We start from the raw sequence: 21,372 nt of genomic DNA, 5'->3' as shown, positions 1-21,372 counted from the left end.
GTTTCTCTCTACAATGCGGGGTATGCAAGTACATTATTTTGCTGCGGCGCGTGCGGCAGCCGGAGTGGCAGTTGAATCTCGGGAACTGGTACCCAACACATTGGGTGAGTTGTTGGAAGAGCTAGCAGCTGAGCATAGTGAGACAACAGCCGCTGGTATGACCCTGGCGGAGATTTTTGTGCAGTGTTCTTTTCTTGCGGATGGTCATCATGTGCAGCCTGATGCCTCCCTTGCAGGTGTCGACCGTGTGGATGTGCTACCACCGTTTGCTGGCGGCTAATTTTTACTGGTTTTTGCCGTGCTTAATAATAGTACGTCGTTAGATATGCTTACCCAGCTGCTCGAAAATGCTGGGTAAAAGCGGACCAATGACAGTGATGGTGTCAGTGACACCGCCAACGGATCCAGGTGCATTGATAATCAGTGCTGCGGTCTCGTCACGGCTCGTCACACCGACAAGCCCGCGAGTCAAGCCAGCTCGTGGGCTATTTTTTACTCCTTCACAGAAGATATGCATCGCCAGCGCTGGTAGTTCAGTATCAATGAACGGACGGGTCGCCTCGGGGGTGACGTTGTTAGGTTTCAGTCCTGTACCACCGGCGGTCAGGATGATGTCATGTCCCTGTTCTTGTGCGGAGGTCAGTGCGTTGGTGATGGCTTCTTTGTTTTCTGGGATAACGACGGATTCCCGCACATCCACGTCGTGGCTTTCAAAAAGTTGAGCTGCGGCTGGGCCCGCAGCATCGGGACGTTCACCGCTATATGCGCGATCTGAAATGACGATGATAGCTGCGGTCAAACGCTCGTTGGATGGGGTGTTAGCGGGTGGGTTTTTTGGTGCCATGATATGTTCCCTAATGTTGTTTTTTCGGACCTAAATGGGTGGAGTTGTGGTGTCAGGTTACGCTCTTACCTGCATTGATGATTTCGGCAACACTAACGTTACCTAATTTAACACGATTTTTTCCGTGTTTATCTGGAACTCTGCAGGCCAGACCTGATAACTTGAAGATACTACAAACCATCATTCCCACCCTCCACTGGACAGGTGAACGAAATGACTACCCCCGACTCTGAAGCGAGACCAACAAAAGGGCATGTCCTGCACAACTGGGACCCAGAAGATGAAAAGAACTGGGATTCCGGCATCGCATGGCGCACCCTGTGGATCTCGACGTTTTCCCTCATTATTGGCTTTTGCACGTGGTATCTCGTCTCTGCAATCGCCCCCCTGCTTAACGACATAGGTTTCTCTCTGTCGAAGAGCCAACTGTACTGGTTGACAGCAATTGCGGGACTTGCTTGCGGATTCTTCCGCCTGATTTTCACGTTCCTTCCGCCCATCATGGGTACCCGCAAACTCGTGACCATGTCTTCGCTGCTGTTCATCATCCCCATGGTGGGATGGTTCTTTGCCGTCCAAAACACAAGCACCCCATACTGGGCCTTGCTCGCGTTGTCGTTTATCTGCGGCATTGGCGGCGGCGTCTTCTCTGGCTTCATGCCCTCTACCGGGTACTTCTTCCCCAAGCGCCTGTCTGGAACGGCGTTGGGCTTGCAAGCCGGCATTGGCAACTTTGGTATTTCCCTCATCCAATTCCTTGGTCCATGGATTATGGGATTTGGGTTGCTGGGCATCACCTTTATCGCGCCACAACGTACCCACGCAGGTAAGGAAATCTTTGTCCACAACGCTGCTATCGTTTTGGTGCCGTGGGCACTAGTGGCAGCAGCCGTCGCATGGTTTGCTCTCAAAGACGTGCCTATCAAGGCAAATTTCCGCCAACAAATCGACATCTTTGGCAACAAAAACACCTGGATACTCACCATCGTTTACCTCATGACATTCGGTGCGTTCTCCGGCTTCGCCGCACAACTTGGCTTGCTGATCAACCAGATCTATGGTCCAAGCTCTTCCCTGGCCGAAACTCACGATGCGGCAAGCCTACCCACCGGTGCGGCATATGCCTACCTTGGGCCGCTTGTCGGTGCTGGTGTACGTGCATTGTGGGGACCGCTGTGCGATAAATTCGGTGGTGCAATCTGGACATTCATCGGCGGCGTTGGCATGGCAGTCTCCCTCGGCTGGGCCGCACTCTACTTGAATCCCAAAGACCCCTCTGAATTCACCTGGTTCCTCACCGCCATGCTCGTGTTCTTCTTCTTCACGGGCCTTGGCAACGCAGGGACATTCAAGCAAATGCCCATGATTTTGCCCAAGCGCCAAGCTGGTGGTGTCATTGGTTGGACCGGCGCAGTTGGCGCTTTCGGACCATTCATTGTGGGCATCATGCTCTCCATGATGGCCGCATCAACATTCTTCTGGGGTTGTGTGATCTTCTTCGTTATCACCAACGTGTTGATATGGGTCTACTACGCTCGACCCAATGCCCCGTACCCCGGCTGATCTTACCCAGATGCTGCACTCATCCTGATAGGAACTCTGACAACATGGCTCATACCCATAACCCGCCCAATCCTCTTTTTAACCTAGGCAGTTTTCTTCGCCGTGGTGAAACTGGCCCCGCCGGCCAACAGTTGTTCTTGAAAGGTGGCCGTCAAGCGGATGTGTTTTATCGCGACCGTTGGGCATTCGACAAGGTAGTGCGCTCGACCCACGGAGTGAACTGCACTGGTTCATGCTCCTGGAAGGTCTACGTCAAAGACGGCGTGATCACCTGGGAATCCCAGGCCGTTGACTACCCCACCACTGGATCGGAAATGCCAGACTACGAACCCCGCGGCTGCCCCCGCGGCGCGTCGTTTTCGTGGTACACCTACTCCCCCACACGCATCCGTAGCCCCTACGCGCGTGGCGTGCTAGTGGACATGTATCGGGAAGCAAAAAAGGAACACGGCGACCCGGTACTGGCGTGGCGCAGCATTGTTGAAGATCCCGACAAGCGGCGCGCCTACGTGAAAGAGCGCGGCAAAGGCGGACTCATTCGCATCCCCTACGAGGAAGCCATTGAGATTGCCGCCGCCGCACATGTCTACACCGTCCGTCAGCACGGCCCTGACCGCATCGCTGGCTTCACCGTCATTCCGGCCATGTCGCAGATCTCCTATGGCGCGGGAACGCGTTTTCTGGAGCTCATTGGCGGCGTAGCATTGAGCTTCTACGACTGGTACGCGGACTTGCCGCCTGCGTCTCCTCAAACATTCGGAGATCAAACGGACGTGCCCGAATCAGGCGACTGGTTTAATTCCAGTTACCTGATGATGTGGGGTTCTAACATTCCAGTCACCCGTACCCCAGACTCACACTTCATGGTGGAAGCCCGCTACAAGGGCACAAAAGTCGTTGTGGTGTCCCCAGACTTCGCGGATTCCACAAAGTTTGCTGATGAATGGCTACGCATCGCCCCTGGCACTGACGGTGCTCTCGCCTTCGCCATGGGTCACGTCATTCTTTCGGAGTTCCATGTTGGCCAAAAGACTCCGTTCTTCATGGACTACATGCGTAAGTACACCGACTCGCCGTTCCTTGTCTACCTAGACAAGCGCGAGGACGGGACCTACACGCCTGGTAAATTTGTCACCGCCGCTGACCTTGGCGATGCCGCTCCCACATTATCCGGCACCCCCAACGCCACCCACCGTCTGCTCACCATTGAAGCCGACGGGACCATCGTGGACCCAGGCGGAACTCTCGCCGACAGGTACGGTGACGAGGGCGTCGGCAAATGGAACTTGCGTCTCGACACCGCAGAACCGGTGATGTCTATCGCGGAAACCAATGGTTTTGGTACCGCCGAGGTTCTCTTCCCCCGTTTCGACCTTCCTGCAAGTGGTGCCGATACCGAAGGACCAGTAGGCGCAGGTGTTGTGAATCGTGGCGTCCCGGTACGAGAGATTGGTGGACGATTGTTCACCACCGTGTACGACCTCATGCTGGCACACTACGGTGTTAACCGCCCTGACTTGCATCTGCCAGGTCAGTGGCCAGTCGATTTCAACGACGCATCTTCCGTTGGCACCCCAGCCTGGCAGGAAGAACTCACCGGAGTACCTGCCGCAGGCGCAATCCGCATTGCCCGAGAGTTCGCACAAAATGCCGTTGATTCCGGCGGCCGGTCGCAGATCATCATGGGCGCTGGCGTCAACCACTATTTCCACGCTGATGCCATCTACCGCACATTCTTGGCCTTGACCTCCATGTGTGGCACCCAAGGTGTCAATGGTGGAGGCTGGGCGCACTACGTTGGCCAGGAGAAGCTCCGCCCGATGAACGGCTGGTCCCAGTATGCGTTTGCTCTGGACTGGAACCGCCCGCCACGCCAGATGATTTCCACTGGGTTCTATTATTTGACCACCAGCCAGTGGCGTTACGACAACACCAAGGCATCACGTCTTGCATCACCGTTGGCAAATCGTGGAACCGTGGGCGACAAGATGACGGCCGACACTCTGATTGAGGCAATGAAGCGTGGGTGGATGCCTAGCTATCCGCAGTTCAACCGCAACCCATTGCTCCTTGCACCTGAAGCTGAAGAAAAAGGCATGTCGGTTCAGGATTACATCGTTGAGCAGCTTAATTCTGGCGAGCTGAAGTTTGCTGCGGAAGACCCCGATAACCCCGTCAACTTCCCCCGTATTCTGTTGAACTGGCGAACCAACCTGATGGGTTCCTCGGCAAAGGGCACGGAGTTTTTCCTGAAGCATATGCTGGGCGTGGATTCTGATTCCACCGCCGAGGAATTGAAGCTGGGTGAGCGGCCTACATCGCTAACGTGGCAGGATGAGGCACCGGATGGCAAGTTGGACTTGATGTTGACCACCGATTTCCGTAGTACCTCAACTACATTGGTGTCGGACATCGTCTTGCCAGCGGCAACGTGGTACGAGAAGCATGACCTCTCTACGACCGACATGCACCCCTTTGTCCATTCCTTCAACGCGGCAATTAGCCCACCGTGGGATGCGCGAACAGATTTTGAGGTGTTCCGCGATCTGTCGGCGGCATTCACGCGGATGGCCGGTCGCTGGCTGGGAACTCAAACGGATGTGATTACTGCGCCTTTGGGCCACGATTCACCAGATGAGTTGAATATGCCAAGTGGCGTTGTTCCGAATGTTGAGCAGGAGGGATACCGCCCAGGTAAGAACATGGCCAAGTTGGTTCCAGTGACCCGGGATTACACCAAGGTGTATGAGAAGTGGACTCATTTGGGTCCCCTGACGGGTGACCTTGGCACCGGTGTGCATGGCACGGCATATAACGTGTCTAAGCAGGTGGAAGAGCTCAAGTTGATTAACGGCGTGAGCGAGACTGCATCTGCCGGTGAGCGCCCCCGACTCGACAGTGCTGTTAAAGCCATTCAGGCCGTGCTGCATCTATCTGGTGTCACCAATGGTGAGGTAGCTGCTGAAGGGTTCAAGAATCAAGGTGCGCGTGTGGGCGCGGACATGATGGACTTGGTCTCTGATGTGCAAGGTACGCGCATCAACTGGGACCATATTAAAGAGCGCCCCACGGAAGTGATCACTTCCCCAGAGTGGACTGGGTCGAAGAAGAATGGGCGGCGTTATACCGCGTTTTCCATCAACCTGGAGTATGACAAGCCGTGGCACACGCTGTCAGGCCGCATGCATTACTACCTGGATCACGACTGGTTTATGGATTATGGCGAGTCTTTCCCCATATTCCGTCCACCGTTTGACCACATCCATATCAACGGTGAGGTAGGACCCGGCGAAGTTGGCACAAGTCAATATGGCGACACTGAGGTGACGGTGCGTTACCTCACCACGCACAACAAGTGGTCCATTCACTCCCAGTACTTTGACAACCTGCACACGCTGTCTATTTCTCGCGGCGGACAGGTGATCTGGATGTCTAATAAAGACGCAGAAAAACTGGGAGTCAAAGACAACGATTGGATTGAGGCATACAACAGAAACGGTATTGTTTCTGCCCGCGCGATCGTGTCGCACCGTATCCCCGAGGGCACGGTGTTTATGAACCACGCACAGGAACGCACTGCTGGAACCCCCGTTAATGAGCACACGGGGCGCCGCGGTGGTACCCACAATTCTCTGACTCGAATCATGATTAAGCCGATTCACGTGGCTGGCGGCTATGGACACCTCACTTATGGGTTCAACTACATCGGCCCCACCGGAAACAACCGTGATGAAGTAACCCGAATCCGTCGCCGCTCCCAGGAGGTGCAGTTCTAATGAAAGTAATGGCACAAATCGCTATGGTGATGAGCCTGGATAAGTGCATCGGCTGCCACACGTGTTCCGTCACATGTAAGCAGGCATGGACCAACCGCGAAGGTACTGAGTACATCTACTTCAACAACGTGGAAACCAGGCCGGGCGTGGGCTATCCGCGTGGCTGGGAGGACCAGGATAAGTGGGAAGGCGGCTGGGTTCGCACCAGCTCCGGTGGGTTGAAGCCACGCGCTGGTGGTCGGTTGAAGAAGCTGATGACCATCTTCCACAACCCAAAGCTGCCCACTATTGATGATTACTACGAGCCGTGGACCTACGAGTATGATCGTCTTCTTTCCGCGCCTCGTGGACAGGCTACCCAGCCAACTGCACGCCCGATTTCACAGCTGGATGGCCGTGAAATAGATAAGATCGAGTGGTCTTCTAACTGGGACGATAACCTCGGCGGCTCAACAGCCACGCTGGATAATGACCCAGTTTTGCAGCAGATGAACCTCACGGTGCGCAAGGAGATCGAAGACTCCTTCATGTTCTATCTGCCCCGTATCTGCGAGCATTGCCTGAACCCCACGTGTGTCTCCTCATGTCCTTCAGGCGCAATGTACAAGCGAACCGAAGATGGCATTGTGCTGGTGGACCAGGATCGGTGCCGCGGCTGGCGCATGTGCGTATCGGGATGCCCGTACAAGAAGGTGTATTTCAACCATAAGTCGGGCAAGGCAGAAAAATGCACGTTGTGCTACCCACGCCTTGAAGTTGGTCAGCCAACGGTATGTTCTGAGACGTGCGTCGGACGCCTGCGTTACCTGGGTGTGCTGTTTTACGACGCCGACCGGGTACCTGAAGCAGCCGCAACGAAAGATCCGCAGGATCTCTACGAGGCACAGCGTTCCATTCTGCTCGATCCCCACGATCCTCGTGTGGTGGAGGCAGCAATTGCTGAAGGCATTCCGCACTCTTGGATTGATGCTGCACAGCAGTCTCCGATTTGGGATCTGATTTTCCGCTACGACCTTGCTCTGCCGCTTCACCCGGAGTACCGCACGCTGCCCATGGTGTGGTACGTGCCGCCGCTTTCTCCGGTGGTGGATTCGGTGACCGCCTCTGGTTTGGATGGCGAGGACCACAAGGTGCTGCTGACAACTCTGTCCACCATGCGCATTCCGCTGGAGTACTTGGCTGGTTTGTTCACCGCTGGCGACACGCGACCAGTGGAAAAATCACTTCGTCGACTTGCAGCAATGCGCTCCTACATGCGCGATATCAATTTGGGCAATGAGCCCAACGAGGAGATCGCACAGTCAGTTGGCATGACCGGCAAGGAAATTGAGGCCATGTATCGTTTGCTTGCCATTGCCAAGTACGACGATCGCTATGTCATTCCAACCGCTTCCCCAGAATCGCCCCGTGGCATCACCTCACTTGATCCGTTTGGCGACGTGGACCCAACCAATCCGGTAAAGCTGCTCGACGATCTAGGTATGGGCGCACCAGAGGCATGTTCGAGCGGATGTGGCAGCGGCGATTCACAGGCATCCAAGATTTCTCTGGTGTCGTGGTCTAACGGCGAACGCCCAGCAGGCATGTTCCCTGACCGGGGTGCTCAATGAAACGCACCCACACTGGTGTAGTACCAGATGACAGTATTCCCGCTGTGCAGATGACTGAACAGCAGCGGCAGGTACTGTACATGGCTGCATCAGTACTGCTTGACTACCCGGACGAGCATCTTGCTGAAAAGATTGCTGCTGTAGAGTCACAACTCGATATGTTGTCGCTACCAGTCCAGGCGGAACTTGCGGCGTTTCTCGACGCCGTTCGGGTTCTCGGCCCGCGCGGCATTGAGGAACACTATGTCGAAACATTTGACCAGCGTCGACGCTGTTCTTTGTTTCTCAGTTACTACGCTGTCGGTGATACTCGGCAGCGTGGTGCGGCCATCGTGGCGTTCCGTCAGCAGCTGGAGGCACTGGGTTTTGAGCAGGTACGCGATGAGCTCCCCGACCACCTTTGTGTTGTTCTCGAGGCTGCGGCGCTGTCTAGTGGAGCAGCCCACGTCACTGCAACAGAAATACTGTCGGCACATCGCGACGGTCTCGAAGTACTGCGCGCTGCCTTGGAGGGACTGCATTCGCCTTTTGCTCATCTCATCAGGGCAGTATGCATGTCGCTTCCCCCCATTGATCAGGAAACCGCCGACCGCTACCTTGATCTGATTACAAGCGGGCCGCCTACAGAACTTGTGGGTCTTGGTTCTCCGCTACCATTCCCAACAACCAACCCCGACCAATCCTAGAAGGACTCGATATGTCTCACATCGAAATGTTTCTCTGGGTGGCTTTTCCCTGGCTGAGCATCGTCGCATTTGTGATTGGTGTTTTCTGGCGCTGGCGCACTGATCAGTTTGGCTGGACAACCCACTCCTCCCAGATTTACGAATCCCGCCTGCTCCGCTTGAGCTCACCGTTATTCCACTGGGGCATGATGTTTGTCATTATTGGCCACATCATGGGTTTGGCCATCCCGAAAGCCTTCACCCGTGCTGTCGGCGTTTCTGACCACGCCTACCACCTTATTGCCACTATTCCCGGCACCATCGCGGACATCGCCGTAGTGTTGGGGCTAATTGGGCTGATTTACCGCCGCGTGGTACACCGCTCTGTGTTCCTGTCAACATCATCCTCAGATAAAGTAATGTATGTGCTGCTGGCTGCAGCTATTGCCACCGGCAGTATCGCAACGGTATCGCTGCAGGTGTTTGGTGGAGCCCATGGTTATGACTACCGTGAAACAATCTCCCCGTGGCTGCGCCAACTGTTCATCCTCAACCCCAATCCAGAGTTGATGGCCGATGTTCCGTGGCAGTTTAAACTGCACATTATCGCGGGGTTCACCCTGCTGGCTGTGTGGCCGTTTACCCGACTGGTGCATGCATTCTCTGCACCGGTTGGATACGTGACCCGTCCGTATGTGGTGTATCGTTCGCGCGACATCACCACTACCCCAGCGCGTCACAACCCGGCGTGGGAGCCCATCCGCTCTAATAAGAAACAGCTGGACAATGAAGCACGATGGTCCGGTGCCTGAATCTCGTTGCCTATTGAAGGGATATCTATGAAGCCTGTTCGTTTACTCGCCACTGTTGTTGCATTGGGTGCGGCGATCATGATCACTGCTGCTGCCTGCAGCGGTAACTCCAATTCTGGTTCAACCACATCGTCCCCCGGCAGCAGTACCACAGCAGAATCTGTGAAGTTGACGGTATTGGGCGCAGCCTCCACGCGTGTTGTCAATGATGATTTGTCGAAACTGGCCGCTGATCTGACTCCATCGCAAACCTTGCAGTACGTCAATGGTGGTTCGTCTAGTTTGGTGCAGCAGCTTGCAGACGGTGCCCCTGGTGACTTGTTTATTTCTGCGGACCAGAAGAACATGAAGAAGGCAGTAGAGGCCGGTAACGCGAAGGATCCTAAGGTGGTGGCCACAAACTCTATGGTGATGGTGGTTCCTGCCGACAATCCTGCTGGCATCACTGGAGTAGACGACACACTGAAAAATGCGAAGGTAGTGTTGTGCGACTCGCAGGTGCCATGCGGAGACATTTCTCAGACTCTGATGAAAGAGAACAATATTGAGCTCAATCCGGTGAGCCTGGAGCAATCCGTGTCTGATGTTCTCGGCAAAGTCACCTCCGGCGAAGCCGATGCCGGCTGGGTGTACCGTACTGATGCCGCTGCGGCGGGTGATGCAGTGAAGGTTATTGAGATTCCTCATGCTGATAAGCACCCTAATGATCTTGTAGCGGCTGTCACCACCACGTCCGGTCACCAGGCTGAGGCTACCCAGCTTCTGGATCTGCTGGCCAGCAAGGAAATGGCTGCTGTCTGGGAGAAACACGGTTTCACACCGGTACAGTAATGCCTGAACTATCTGGTAATTCCAACACCACCGTCACTCTGCGTCCCGTGTCGCAGCGAGTGCCGGTGGTGTTTGCTTTTGTTGCGATTGGTGCACTGCTTCTGGTGGTCGGACCATTGGTTGCCCTGGGTTTACGAATTCCGTGGTCAACTGTGTGGTCCATCGCCCGTGAAGCAGACACCATCACGATGGTGAAAGTAACACTCACGTCTGCGGCATGGGCTGCCGCAATTACCACTGTGTTGGGTGTCGCCTTGGCGGTATGGCTAAGCGGGATGCAACGCGGTGCTGGGGTGGTACGGCTGTTGGTGTTTCTGCCGTTGGCCATGCCCCCCGTGGTGGGAGGTTTGGCCCTCACTGCGGCCCTAGGGCGTCGTGGTATTACCGCCCCGCTGCTGAACGCTCTGGGGCTTCAGTTTGCTTTCGCTTTTCCTGGTGTGGTGCTAGCTCATGTGTTTGTTGGGTTGCCGTTTGTAGTGGCGTCTGTCGATTCGGCACTGCGGCAGATAGACCGCGAGGTGATGGCTTCGGCAGCTGGGGTGGGCATGTCGCCGTGGGCTATTACATGGAAAATTTTGCTTCCAGCGTTGTCCCCTTCCATTGCTGCGGGGGCGAGTTTGGCTTTTGCCCGTTCGTTGGGCGAGTTTGGCACGACCCTCACGTTTGCTGGTTCGCTGCCTGGGGTTACACGAACGATGCCGGTTGGCATTTATGTGGAGCGGGAGGTCAACCAGCAGCGCGCGTATGTGTTGGCCGCAATCCTCATTATGTTGGCGGTATTGTCGCTGATTGCAGCCGCATTGCCCACGTTCATGGCGCGCCAGCCTCGCCAGTGTCCGCGTGCAATAGGAACGTTGGACGTAGACCGCTTTCGCGAACTCACCAGCCCTACCAGCGGTGGCGTGGACGTAACGGTGAGGTACGGGAGCGTCGATACGCGCTTCCCTGCCAATAAACTCACGGCGATCATTGGACCCAACGGGTCTGGGAAAACCACCTTAACCAGGCTGCTTACGGGGCGGTTGCGGGGCGCGACAGTCACACCTAAGCGGGGCATTGTGTTGTTGACGCAGGCTCCTGGGCTTCCGCCTACTGCAACAGTATCGCAGGCCGTCACTATGTCCACCGGATCAGCGACACTCACGGCGCAGCTTCTCGACGCCGCGGGTCTTACCGAGCTAGCCCAGGTCCCTATCCCTGCACTATCCGGTGGACAGGCCGCTCAGGTGGCGCTTGTGCGTGCATTGGGGGCGCGGCCAGCGGTCCTCGTCCTTGATGAACCGTTAGCCGCGGTCGATGTGGAGTCGACATTTCGTTGGCGTCAGCTTCTTCATGCCACCGCCGGAGACCGCACAACAATCATGGTCACACACGACCCCATTGACCTTTCAGGCATGGCTGACCATGTGGTGGTGATGGACAATGGAGTGGTTGTAGCCGATGGCGCAGCGGAAGAGATTGTGCAGCACCCACCTACAGCATTTGTGTCTACACTCTTGTCTGTCAACCGGATTGTGGGTGACGTCAGCGCCGTTGAAAACAACGTTGTGACGGTACAATCTGGCGACATCACAATTGTCGGAATTTTATTCTCTGACGTGGCACCCCAGGTAGGAGACACCACCACTGTCACATTCCTTCCCAATGCGGTAACGCTACGAACTGTCAGTGCCAAAGCAGACGGACATCATGAATCTGCACGCAACGTATGGAAAGGCACTGTCACCAGCATTGATGCCGTTAATCATGGGATTAGTGCAGCCTCACATGTTGTAGTAACTGTGTCTATCGGCCAGATGCACATTATGGCATCCATAACGGCAAATTCTGCGCTTACACTGGGACTAGAGGTTGGAATAACCGTAGAATGTGTAGTTAAAGCATTAAATATTAACGTTCACAACGTTCACGCACAGAAGAAGTCATGATGAGTCGCAGCAGCGTACAACCCCCACGTTCAGTAACACAACTGTTCGTGGAATCACTGCGGCTCAGCCCCAAACAGCGTGAAGTATTAGATACTCTTCAAAAATTTGATAATGGTGCACGTGTCACCGACATCGCGAGCCAATTGAATATGCACGTCAACACGGTTCGCGGCCATCTTGATGAGCTTATGAAACGTGAGGCGGTACAGGCGGTACCAGCCCGTAAACAGGGACGTGGTCGACCTTCACTAGTGTTCCACGTCAGGATCCCCAATAACAGCTCAATAGCGCAAGAATACACGTCACTGGTGTCCACCCTGGTCGAACTAATAGGTGATCCTGACAATCCCAGCAATGACGAACTCAAGCAAGCGCAGCAGCTTGGCCGAAAATGGGCACGCAACATGAATGTGGGTACTGGTTGGGGGCAGTCATACGACTCGCTCTCCCCCGCCCTTGTTACTCTCCGGGATATGGGATTTGACCCGGCCCTGGAGACCGATGACAACGACTCCCCCTCACGCATCACCCTCAATAGCTGCCCCTTTGTCAGCAAAAAAGTCCCCCACCCTTCCAAACTTATCTGTGCTCTTCACCAGGGACTTGTCCAGGAACTATCAAGCGCCAGCGACAAAACTCACCTGGTTCTCATCCCGTATTCCGGCCCTGGGACATGCAGCATCGCCGTAGAGGGAGCCTCTACGTAGAAGTTTTCCCATGTTGAGGCACGCAAACGCAAAACCGCCTTAAAGCCACTACACTTCAAGGCGGTTTTAGTTGATGTACCCCGTACGGGATTTGAACCCGTGTTACCGGCGTGAGAGGCCGGCGTCCTAGGCCGCTAGACGAACGGGGCTTATAGGACGCGAATTTCTTCGCTGCTGGCCTACCTGGACTCGAACCAAGAATGACGGTACCAGAAACCGTAGTGTTGCCAATTACACCATAGGCCACTGTGCACATTGCTGTTGAACCATGCTGTGCAACGAGGAATAATATAACCACAGTTGACCTTGGCACACAAATCCAAAGGTCAACACGCTTCTTACTCGGCTGAGTACGGTGTTACTTCCCGTGCTGCACGCAGCCGCGCCAGCGTGGACTCGCGCCCCAGCAATTCCATGGATTCAAACAACGGCGGCGAGATGGCCTGGCCTGAGATACCAACCCGCAGCGCGCCGTAGGCTTTGCGGGGCTTCAACCCAAGATCTTCAATCAGTGCCTTCTGCAGTGCCGATTCAATGCTTGCAGTGTCCCAGTCCGGCACGTCGGATAGCACGGATATGGCTACCTCTAACGGCTGAACAGCGTCTTCTTTCAGGTTTTTGCGTGCGGATTTCTCGTCGAGCACCAGTTCTTCATCCGACACAATCAGGAATCGCACCAGGTCCCAGGCATCATCGAGTTTTTTGATGCGGGTCTGCACCAGTTCCGCCACAAACCTGAACTTGTCATCTGGGTAGGATGCCGGGAAGCCTTTATAGTCTTCCAGGTAAGTCCGCAGGCGTGCGGAGAAATCCTCCAAAGGCAGCAGGCGGATGTGGTCGGCATTGATGGCTTCGAGTTTTTTCTGGTCAAAGCGCGCAGGGTTGCTCAGTACGTCGGCCACATCAAAGGCATCGATCAGCTCGGAGACGCTGAAAATGTCGCGATCAGAGTCGAGGGACCAGCCCAGGAGCGCCAGGTAGTTGAGCATTCCTTCGGGGATGATTCCGGCATCGCGGTGGTTGAACAGGTTGGACTGGGGGTCGCGCTTGGACAGTTTTTTGTTGCCTTCCCCCATCACGAACGGCAGGTGCCCGAATTCCGGCGTGTGGGCGGCTACCCCGATACGTTTCAGGGCGTCGTATAGCGCAAGCTGGCGGGGCGTGGAGGGCAGCAGGTCTTCACCGCGCAGGACATGGGTGATGCCCATGAGGGCATCATCGACAGGGTTGACCAGCGTGTACAGAGGTGCACCGTTGGAGCGCGCCACCACGTAGTCGGGCTGGGTGCTGGCTTTGAAGCTGATGTCGCCACGCACGAGGTCGGTCCATTCCCAATCGTGGTCGGGCATGCGCAGACGCCACACGGGTTTGCGCCCTTCGGCCTCGAAGGCCGCAATCTGGTCGGCGGTAAGTTCGCGGTCGTAATTATCGTAGCCTAGCTTAGGGTCGCGGCCTGCGGCTTTGTGGCGTTCCTCGACTTCCTCGGGTGTGGAGTAGGAGGGGTACACCTCCCCCGCGTCCTTCAGTTTTTCTAGTACGTCTAGGTAGATGTCCATGCGCTGGCTCTGCCGGTAGGGCTCGTTGGGCCCTCCGGTGACTACACCCTCATCCCAGTCCATACCCAGCCAGGTGAGGGAGTCAATAATGGCCTGATAGGACTCTTCGGAGTCGCGCGCGGCATCGGTATCTTCGATGCGGAAGATGAGTTTTCCACCCGTATGCCGGGCATACGCCCAGTTGAACAGCGCGGTGCGGACCATCCCTACGTGAGGAGTGCCGGTGGGTGACGGGCAGAAGCGGACGCGAACATCAGACATGGCTATTTAGTTTAGTGCACACCCGTCTTCCCCCGGTCTGCCGGGTGAAGTCTTAAAACCCACCATGGGCAGACTATGCTGATTAGTCATGTGTCCCTCTCGCCCGTCTACCGCGCCTGACTTTTTACTGTCCCGCGTCCATGGTTCGGTGCGCGCCCAGGGTTCGGCTGCTACGTTCACGGACCCGTGGGCCGCAGCCGCAGCTCTGAAGGCTGGCGAGTGCGAGATCGTGGTGGGTGCCCTGCCGTTTTCGCTTGACGACGCCGCCGCTCTCACCGTCCCCGAGTCTTTTGTGCGTGACGACGGCCCGCTGGAACCGCATTCCTATTATCGTCTGGGTTCTGGAAGCACCATCAACGCATCGATTGTCGGTTTCGATCCGTCGCCCAAAGAACACGAGGATCGCATTACCGCCGCTATTTCCACCATTCAGCGCAGCGTGCTGGAAAAGATTGTGTTGGCACGCTCGGTGGATATTCAGTTCAATCCACCGGTTGACCCTTTAGCAATTGCCGCCCGGCTCATTGATCAATCGCACAACAAGGATGGTTTTGTGGTGGATTTGAGTCCAGCAGGCGGACGTTATCAAGGTCGAACGCTCGTGGGGTCCTCGCCTGAAGTGTTGATTAAACGCGAAGGCTCGACAGTGAGCGCGTATCCATTGGCGGGTTCGGCTGGCCGGGTGGAAGACCGCGATGTGGATTGCTTTATCGGTCAACAATTGCGCACCAACGCCAAGGATCTTGATGAGCACACTTTCGTCGTCAACCATTTGGTAAATGTGTTGGAACCATTGTGCTCATCGCTGGATGTTCCGAATCACCCAGAATTGACCCGCACTAATGAGATGTGGCACCTGGCCACCCCCATTACAGGAACCCTGCGGGATAAAAATATGTCCGCGTTGGAGCTGGCACTGAATTTGCACCCCACTCCGGCTGTGTGTGGCACGCCCCTGCATGCGGCAGAGGATTTGATCAGCTCGGTGGAAACAGATCGCGGCTTCTATTCTGGTGCGGTCGGCTGGTGCACCAGCGATGGCGACGGTGAGTATATGGTTGCTATCCGCTGCGCGGAGATCGCAGCAGGCGGGGCGTCGGCACGCGCCTGGGCTGGTGGCGGCATTGTGGCAAGTTCCTCTGCCGACAAGGAGCTTGCGGAAACCACCGCCAAGCTGCGCACCATCATGCGCGCGCTGGGCCTACAGTGATCGGCGTGCCAGCAGCACCACGTCGGCGGTGTGCTCTACGCCAGCCCCGCCTGTGACTGATCGCGAGGTGGTGGTGAGTTTATCCACGGTGAAGTCGCTGGGGAGCGCCTCAGCCAGGTCGGCTGGTGCAAGAATATCTTTGTGAGGCATGTCTTTGTGGTGCACAAACAGCAGAGTGCCACCGGGTGCCACGGCGTCGCACAGCACAGGAACAGTGTCGGGGGTCAGCGGCATGTAGAAGGCACTCACGAGGTCATAGGTTCCCAGCTCCACACTGGCAAGTGTTTCCTGCATGATAGTGACCTGCACTGCTGCCTTCGTGGCTGCCTCCGCAATCCTTCCGCAGGCAATGGCCGAGGGTTCCACGGCTGTGGTGACCCAGCCTTGCTTAGCCAGCCACACGGCATCGGCACCTTCCCCTGCTCCCACATCCAGCGCATCGCCGACGGCCAGGCTCTGAACTTCCCTGATCAGGGCATCGTTGGGGTTGCCGCTCCAGAGTTGTTCCGATTCAACATAGGGATCGTCGGAGTGGTTATGCGCGTTCAACGGGGTTTCCTAGTCGGCCAATTCCGGGGATTTCAATCTCAATGTAGTCGCCGGGAACCATGGGCGCGGTACCCGCCGGGGAGCCGGTGGACACAATGTCGCCGGGAAGCAGGGTCATGGAGGCGGTGATGTATTCGATAATTTCGCCAACGCTCATGATCATTTGTGTGGAGTTGGAGTCCTGCTTGGTCTCGGTGGTGCCGTCATGCGTAAGGTGCGCCTTGATGGGCAGATTGCCCAAGTCAATGGCATCCAGGTTGGTTTCAATCCAGGGGCCCAAAGGCGCAAAGGTGTCCATGCCTTTAGCGCGGGCCCATTGCCCATCGGAGAATTGCAAGTCGCGGGAGGAGACATCATTGATGATGGTGTAGCCACGCACGACGGTTTTCCAGTCCTCTGCCTTGACGTTTTTGCAAGCCCGCCCAATAACCAAAGCGAGTTCGCCCTCAAATTCCACGTTGGTGGCAAAATCGGGGATTTTAATGGCAGCGCCGGGCCCAATGACAGCTGTGGGGGGTTTGATAAAGAGGGTGGGCGGCAGGGACTCGGCGCTTTTCTTGAACACTTCTGCCACGTGGTCCGCGTAGTTACGACCAATTGCCACAATTTTGGAAGGCAGCATCGGCGCAAGCAGCCGAACATCAGCCAGGGGCCATTGTTTGCCCGTGTACTCGGGATCCCCGAAGGGGTGGCCAACAATTTCTTTACACATAGTGTCTGCACCATCACCCTCGATGACGCAGAAACACATTCCTTCAGGGGTAGCAATTCGTCCAAAACGCATAGGGCACATCCTACAATGTGGGGATCATTACACAGCCATAGGGTTAGCTAAGGCTGCATTGATGTCAGTGTTGTACCCCGCGATGCGGCAGCGAGGGCAAGATACAATTCTGCGCAGGCAAGGGCATCAGTGAGTGCATTGTGGTTGCGGTACTGAGGCAAGCCGTAGCGCTGGCGCACACGCGCAAGCCTCAGGTCTTCACCACGTGGATAGGTGCCCATGCGTTCCATGTGTCGACGTTCCACAGCAAAAGTATCCACGATGGGAACGTGCAGCTCAGCGCCAAAATGTTGAGTGCAGGCAGCCGAGAGAAAACCTTGCTCCATGGCGGTGTAGTGTACCACCATCACGCGCCCTTGCAGCGCGCGCAGCAGTCCCGTTACCGCCTCAGCGGCGGGCATGCCTGCGCGTACTGCATCATCGGTGAGACCGTGGATTGTGGCCGACTCCCCCACCGATGTTCCGTCCCGTTGCTGAAGCACCACATGCCCCGCACCGGCCAACGTAATGGTACCCCCGTCTATGGGTACCCACCCGATGCTCAGAAGCCGATCATCGCGCGGCGAAAGCCCAGTGGTTTCCACGTCCACCGCCAGCATGGGCAGGTCCGCCAGTGACGCGCGCGGGCCGGGGTGCGGAACCTGGTAGAACTCAGCCAACGCACCAGTGGCCTTTTTGAGCGCGCGTTCCCTTCTGGACAACCCAAACATCACATGCTCCGCACTGGATACTGCGTAGACAGCGCGCTTTGCATTCCCTTAATGATCTGGAATGCATCACGCAGGTGTTCGCGGTCGAGTTTGCCCAGTTCTTTCGGGTCAATGTGATAGTTGGGTTTCTGCCCACGCCGCAGCTGCTCCGCGTGCTGCCGCAACGCAATGGTGGTGAGAAAGTCGAAGGCATCAATCAGGTCCTCAGCGCCGCGTTCCGACACCACGCCTGCCGATGCCGCCGCCTGCAGCCGGGGTCGGGTCCCCACGGCGTCGATACCTGCCGACAGCGCATACAGCCTGGCCATCTGAACAATCGCCGCCGTGCCACCTTTTTTCACGTCGAGAGTGTTGGCGTAATCGCCGCTGCGGTCCACCACGAACCCCCGGAAGAAACCCAGAGGCGGTTCCCGGCGCGCCGCCAGCGTGGCCAGGTGGGCGTGGAGTCTCCCGGAGTGTGTGGCCATGTTGACAGCCGTGGTGTGGACGTTGTCGGCTAGCTCCAACGCCCCATGAATGGCGCGCATGTCGAAGAAGGTTTGGGCGTGCAGCAGCGCCTCTGGCTCAGGTGCGGTGATCCATGTGTGAAAGGTGTTTGTCCATTGCGTAACGGTCATGCGCCAGTCGGGGTTCATGGCCATCATGTCGCCTGGGCAGAGAACCTGACCTGCGGAGTCGAGGCCGGTGCACACATAGTCGGCGAGGTTTTTAAAGTAGTCACAGTGGAGGTCGGGGTCGTAGGAATCGTCCAGGATGAGGGCGTTGTCTTGGTCAGATGCGAGTCCCATGCCGCGCCGCCCTTGGGAGCCCAGCACCACAAATGCGTATGGGACGGGCGGTGGGCCGAGTTGTTCTTCAGCGAGGGTGATGAGGCGCCTGGCAAGGGAGTCGGCGGCCACAGTGAGCAGGCCGGTGACTTCCTCTGCGGAGGCACCGCGTTCGATGAATCGCACGGCGACGTCGGCTGCGGATTCGTAGACCTCGCGCATGTCCTCAGGGGTGGTTCGCCGGGACAGGTCGGCGGTGAGGTAGATGGGGTCGTGACGGAGGAGTCGCATAATGTCGGCGGAAGCGATGATGCCGGTGACAGCGCCCTCGTCAACCACGGGCAGGTGGTGGATGCGCATGTCCGCCATGATGAGCATCGCTTCAAAGGCGAGGGCATCGGAGGTGACGGCGCGGGGGTTGGGAGTCATGATCTCTGTGACCGGCAGGGTCACGTCCATGTTGTTGGCTACCACGCGCCCGCGCATGTCGCGGTCGGTGACAATCCCTTCCAGTCCCCCATCTCGTGAGACCAGGAGGGAGGAGACGTTTCTGTTCTCCATGATGCGGGCGGCATCCTGAATGGTGGTGTCCGGGGTGACGGTGGCGGGGTTGGGGATTTTGAAGTCCCCGAGTTGTGTGCGCAGCACGTCGGAGGAGCTTTCCTGCCTCAGCTGGGCCGCCGCTGCCCGCATGCGTGCGGATTGCCCGGAGAAGAATCGCGCGATTTCGGGGTTGCGTTCGGCGAGTTCAACGAAGGGTTCGCGCGGCATCGTAAGCAGAAGCGTGTCTTCCACGGCGATCATGCTATAGCGGCAGATGTTGTCCCCCATCAGGGTGGAGAACCCGAAGGATCGCCCTGCGTCACGACGATCCAGCAGCGTCCCCTCACCGTCCAGCACATCCACTGCCCCGGAGCGAATGATGAAGAGCATATCGTTTGGTTGGCCTGCGCTGATGATGGTATCGCCGCGGCGCACATACCGCATGGACATGTGCCGGGGCAGCCCGCTCAGCTCGTTGGTTGGGAGTTGTGCGAAAGGGTCGGACGCGGCGAGGAAGTCGCGGACCTCGTCAAGTTCAACGGTCATTCCCCTACTTTAGGGTATTTCTACCCGGCCAGTGCTGCCGCGATCCTGTCCCCGACCTCTGCGGTGCGGATCGGGGCGTCGCCACGCGTTGCGACGTCGCGGGCAACAGCGGCTTCAATGCGCTCGGCGTTGTCCACGTCCCCCAGGTGGCGGAGGAGCATAGCGGCGGAAAGAATAGCGGCCGTTGGGTCCGCAATACCCTGGCCAGCAATGTCGGGTGCCGAGCCGTGCACCGGCTCAAACATGGAGGGATTCTGATTGGTGGCGTCAATGTTCCCGGAGGCCGCGAGGCCGATGCCGCCAGTGACGGCACCTGCAAGGTCGGTGAGAATGTCACCGAAAAGGTTGTCGGTGACAATCACGTCATAGCGGCCGGGGTCAGTGACCATGTAGATGGTGGCCGCATCAATATGGTTGTAGTCCACGGTCACCTCAGGGAATTCTGTGGCAACCTCATCCACGGTGCGCTGCCACAATCCACCAGCGTTGACCAGCACATTCGTCTTGTGCACCAGGGTGAGGTGCTTACGACGGGCCTGCGCGCGGGCAAATGCGTCACGCACCACGCGCTCCACGCCGTAGCGGGTGTTCTGGCTCACTTCCGAGGCGACTTCGTGGGGGGTTCCTTCCCGCAGCGTGCCGCCATTTCCGCAGTACAAGCCTTCCGTGCCTTCGCGAACCACCACAAAGTCAATCTCGCCCGGATTGGCCAGCGGTGAGGTGGAGGTGGGGTACAGCTTGGCGGGGCGCAGGTTCACGTGATGATCCAGGGCAAAGCGCATTTTCAACAAAAGACCGCGCTCAAGTACGCCGGGCGGCACATCGCCGGGCGCGCCGATGGCCCCCAGCAGGATGGCATCGTGCTCGCGGAGGGAAGCAAGGTCTGCGTCGGTGAGGAGCTCGCCGTTTTTCAGGTAACGACGCGCCCCCAGGTCATAGTCCGTTGTCTCAATGTCGTTGCGGACCGTGTTCAGAACCTTCAGGGCTTCTGCAGTTACTTCCGGGCCGATACCGTCGCCACCAATCACTGCGAGTTTCACTTTGCGGGATTCCTTTCTCACCACATGGACGTTGTGGTTAGTGTAGCACTGCAGGAATGAACGGAGGGGTGATTCTGGCACTGTCACGACCTTAAACAACGTTAGTGCACATAGTTGCATGGAAAGTATGCTTATGCCCAGGTCTGAAAATGGGGTGTTTTTGCGCTTGGGCATAAGCATACTTTGCAGGGGGTAGGTTGCGATCTACCAAACTGCACGAAAACCCGCCCAAAACGCGAGTTTGATAGATCACGGCACTACCACATACAGCACAGTTGCTAAAATGCAAAACTCATGGACACACCAACCCCACAAGACCTCGAACGACTCATCACCGAAGAATGGCCCCTCTACCACTGGACCTTCAACAAGGAAAATGAAACGTTCTTCACTGACACCGAAATCGTCTTCTGCCTCGAACACATCGGACCACACCAATACCGCGAATCCTGCACCTTCTTTGACGGATACGAATCCGGGCCAGACGGCGAACCCGAGATATATGAGGGAGACATCAACAGTATTCGGCAGAAAATTATCAACGACTACAACAGTGCAACCACCTTCATGGGCTACCCCATGGTGTGGACACACCTCAGCGTCGAGGTCGAGGAATAACCGGCACCGCCAACGACACCCCAACACGTCCAACCCTTTCACCAATATGCAA

At 56.8% G+C, this 21,372-nt stretch carries 18 protein-coding genes and 2 tRNA genes; 11 read left to right on the top strand and 9 right to left on the bottom strand.

What is annotated here, in order from left to right:
• Positions 1–22 precede the first annotated feature (22 nt).
• On the top strand, positions 23–280 hold the full coding sequence (locus tag CDUR_RS05595) for a MoaD/ThiS family protein (RefSeq protein ID WP_179417457.1): 258 nt from the start codon (positions 23–25) through the stop codon (positions 278–280).
• Between the two features lie 39 nt (positions 281–319).
• Here the strand turns inward: CDUR_RS05595 and CDUR_RS05590 are convergent, their stop codons facing one another.
• Positions 320–844, bottom strand: coding sequence for a MogA/MoaB family molybdenum cofactor biosynthesis protein (locus tag CDUR_RS05590; RefSeq protein WP_179417456.1), 525 nt, complete (start codon positions 842–844; stop codon positions 320–322).
• Between the two features lie 213 nt (positions 845–1,057).
• Between CDUR_RS05590 and CDUR_RS05585 the strand changes: the two genes are divergently transcribed.
• Genes CDUR_RS05585 through CDUR_RS05550 form a run of 8 tightly spaced genes read left to right on the top strand, consistent with a single transcriptional unit; the run spans position 1,058 to position 12,736 of the window.
• The gene (locus tag CDUR_RS05585) at positions 1,058–2,407 is read left to right on the top strand and encodes a nitrate/nitrite transporter (RefSeq protein ID WP_179417455.1); all 1,350 of its coding nucleotides are present in this window, start codon (positions 1,058–1,060) and stop codon (positions 2,405–2,407) included.
• A 44-nt stretch (positions 2,408–2,451) separates the two neighbouring features.
• The gene (locus CDUR_RS05580; RefSeq protein ID WP_179417454.1) at positions 2,452–6,183 is read left to right on the top strand and encodes a nitrate reductase subunit alpha; all 3,732 of its coding nucleotides are present in this window, start codon (positions 2,452–2,454) and stop codon (positions 6,181–6,183) included.
• The gene (narH, locus tag CDUR_RS05575; RefSeq protein WP_179417453.1) at positions 6,183–7,793 is read left to right on the top strand and encodes a nitrate reductase subunit beta; all 1,611 of its coding nucleotides are present in this window, start codon (positions 6,183–6,185) and stop codon (positions 7,791–7,793) included. The genes CDUR_RS05580 and narH overlap by 1 nt, the downstream gene beginning before the upstream one ends.
• Positions 7,790–8,479, top strand: coding sequence for a nitrate reductase molybdenum cofactor assembly chaperone (gene narJ, locus CDUR_RS05570; protein WP_179417452.1), 690 nt, complete (start codon positions 7,790–7,792; stop codon positions 8,477–8,479). Before narH ends, narJ begins: the two co-directional genes overlap by 4 nt.
• An 11-nt stretch (positions 8,480–8,490) precedes the next feature.
• Positions 8,491–9,270, top strand: coding sequence for a respiratory nitrate reductase subunit gamma (narI, locus tag CDUR_RS05565; protein WP_006062075.1), 780 nt, complete (start codon positions 8,491–8,493; stop codon positions 9,268–9,270).
• A 27-nt stretch (positions 9,271–9,297) separates the two neighbouring features.
• On the top strand, positions 9,298–10,101 hold the full coding sequence (modA, locus tag CDUR_RS05560) for a molybdate ABC transporter substrate-binding protein (RefSeq protein ID WP_233452910.1): 804 nt from the start codon (positions 9,298–9,300) through the stop codon (positions 10,099–10,101).
• Positions 10,101–12,029, top strand: a complete 1,929-nt coding sequence (locus tag CDUR_RS05555; protein WP_179417451.1) for an ATP-binding cassette domain-containing protein — start codon at positions 10,101–10,103, stop codon at positions 12,027–12,029. The genes modA and CDUR_RS05555 overlap by 1 nt, the downstream gene beginning before the upstream one ends.
• Positions 12,026–12,736 (top strand): helix-turn-helix transcriptional regulator, encoded by a 711-nt coding sequence (locus CDUR_RS05550; RefSeq protein WP_233452909.1) that lies wholly within the window; start codon positions 12,026–12,028, stop codon positions 12,734–12,736. The genes CDUR_RS05555 and CDUR_RS05550 overlap by 4 nt, the downstream gene beginning before the upstream one ends.
• 76 nt (positions 12,737–12,812) lie before the next feature.
• Here CDUR_RS05550 and CDUR_RS05545 read toward each other — a convergent pair.
• The 3 genes from CDUR_RS05545 to gltX form a co-directional block, all read right to left on the bottom strand.
• A tRNA-Glu gene (locus tag CDUR_RS05545) sits at positions 12,813–12,885 on the bottom strand.
• 25 nt (positions 12,886–12,910) lie between these two features.
• A tRNA-Gln gene (locus CDUR_RS05540) sits at positions 12,911–12,982 on the bottom strand.
• 92 nt (positions 12,983–13,074) lie between these two features.
• Positions 13,075–14,553 (bottom strand): glutamate--tRNA ligase, encoded by a 1,479-nt coding sequence (gene gltX / locus CDUR_RS05535; protein ID WP_179417450.1) that lies wholly within the window; start codon positions 14,551–14,553, stop codon positions 13,075–13,077.
• A gap of 88 nt (positions 14,554–14,641) precedes the next feature.
• On the opposite strand from gltX, the gene CDUR_RS05530 reads away from it, so the two are divergent.
• A complete protein-coding gene (locus tag CDUR_RS05530) occupies positions 14,642–15,763 on the top strand; it encodes an isochorismate synthase (protein ID WP_040358765.1) in 1,122 nt (373 codons plus the stop codon).
• Here CDUR_RS05530 and CDUR_RS05525 read toward each other — a convergent pair.
• Genes CDUR_RS05525 through CDUR_RS05505 form a run of 5 tightly spaced genes read right to left on the bottom strand, consistent with a single transcriptional unit; the run spans position 15,755 to position 20,702 of the window.
• Positions 15,755–16,312, bottom strand: a complete 558-nt coding sequence (locus CDUR_RS05525) for a class I SAM-dependent methyltransferase (protein WP_179417449.1) — start codon at positions 16,310–16,312, stop codon at positions 15,755–15,757. The genes CDUR_RS05530 and CDUR_RS05525 overlap by 9 nt on opposite strands.
• On the bottom strand, positions 16,299–17,096 hold the full coding sequence (locus tag CDUR_RS05520) for a fumarylacetoacetate hydrolase family protein (protein ID WP_040358769.1): 798 nt from the start codon (positions 17,094–17,096) through the stop codon (positions 16,299–16,301). The genes CDUR_RS05525 and CDUR_RS05520 overlap by 14 nt, the downstream gene beginning before the upstream one ends.
• A gap of 47 nt (positions 17,097–17,143) precedes the next feature.
• Positions 17,144–17,806, bottom strand: coding sequence for an exonuclease domain-containing protein (locus CDUR_RS05515; RefSeq protein ID WP_179417448.1), 663 nt, complete (start codon positions 17,804–17,806; stop codon positions 17,144–17,146).
• Positions 17,806–19,662 carry a putative nucleotidyltransferase substrate binding domain-containing protein gene (locus CDUR_RS05510; RefSeq protein ID WP_179417447.1) on the bottom strand — a complete coding sequence of 619 codons (1,857 nt, stop codon included), beginning with the start codon at positions 19,660–19,662 and terminating at the stop codon, positions 17,806–17,808. The genes CDUR_RS05515 and CDUR_RS05510 overlap by 1 nt, the downstream gene beginning before the upstream one ends.
• A 20-nt stretch (positions 19,663–19,682) precedes the next feature.
• Positions 19,683–20,702, bottom strand: a complete 1,020-nt coding sequence (locus tag CDUR_RS05505; protein WP_179419034.1) for a 3-isopropylmalate dehydrogenase — start codon at positions 20,700–20,702, stop codon at positions 19,683–19,685.
• Between the two features lie 294 nt (positions 20,703–20,996).
• Between CDUR_RS05505 and CDUR_RS05500 the strand changes: the two genes are divergently transcribed.
• Positions 20,997–21,320, top strand: coding sequence for a hypothetical protein (locus CDUR_RS05500; RefSeq protein ID WP_179417446.1), 324 nt, complete (start codon positions 20,997–20,999; stop codon positions 21,318–21,320).
• Positions 21,321–21,372: the final 52 nt, after the last annotated feature.

This window comes from Corynebacterium durum, from assembly GCF_030408675.1.
Classification (GTDB): domain Bacteria; phylum Actinomycetota; class Actinomycetes; order Mycobacteriales; family Mycobacteriaceae; genus Corynebacterium; species Corynebacterium durum.
Note: the sequence above shows the minus strand (reverse complement) of the source record. Positions and strands in the feature narration are given on the sequence as shown.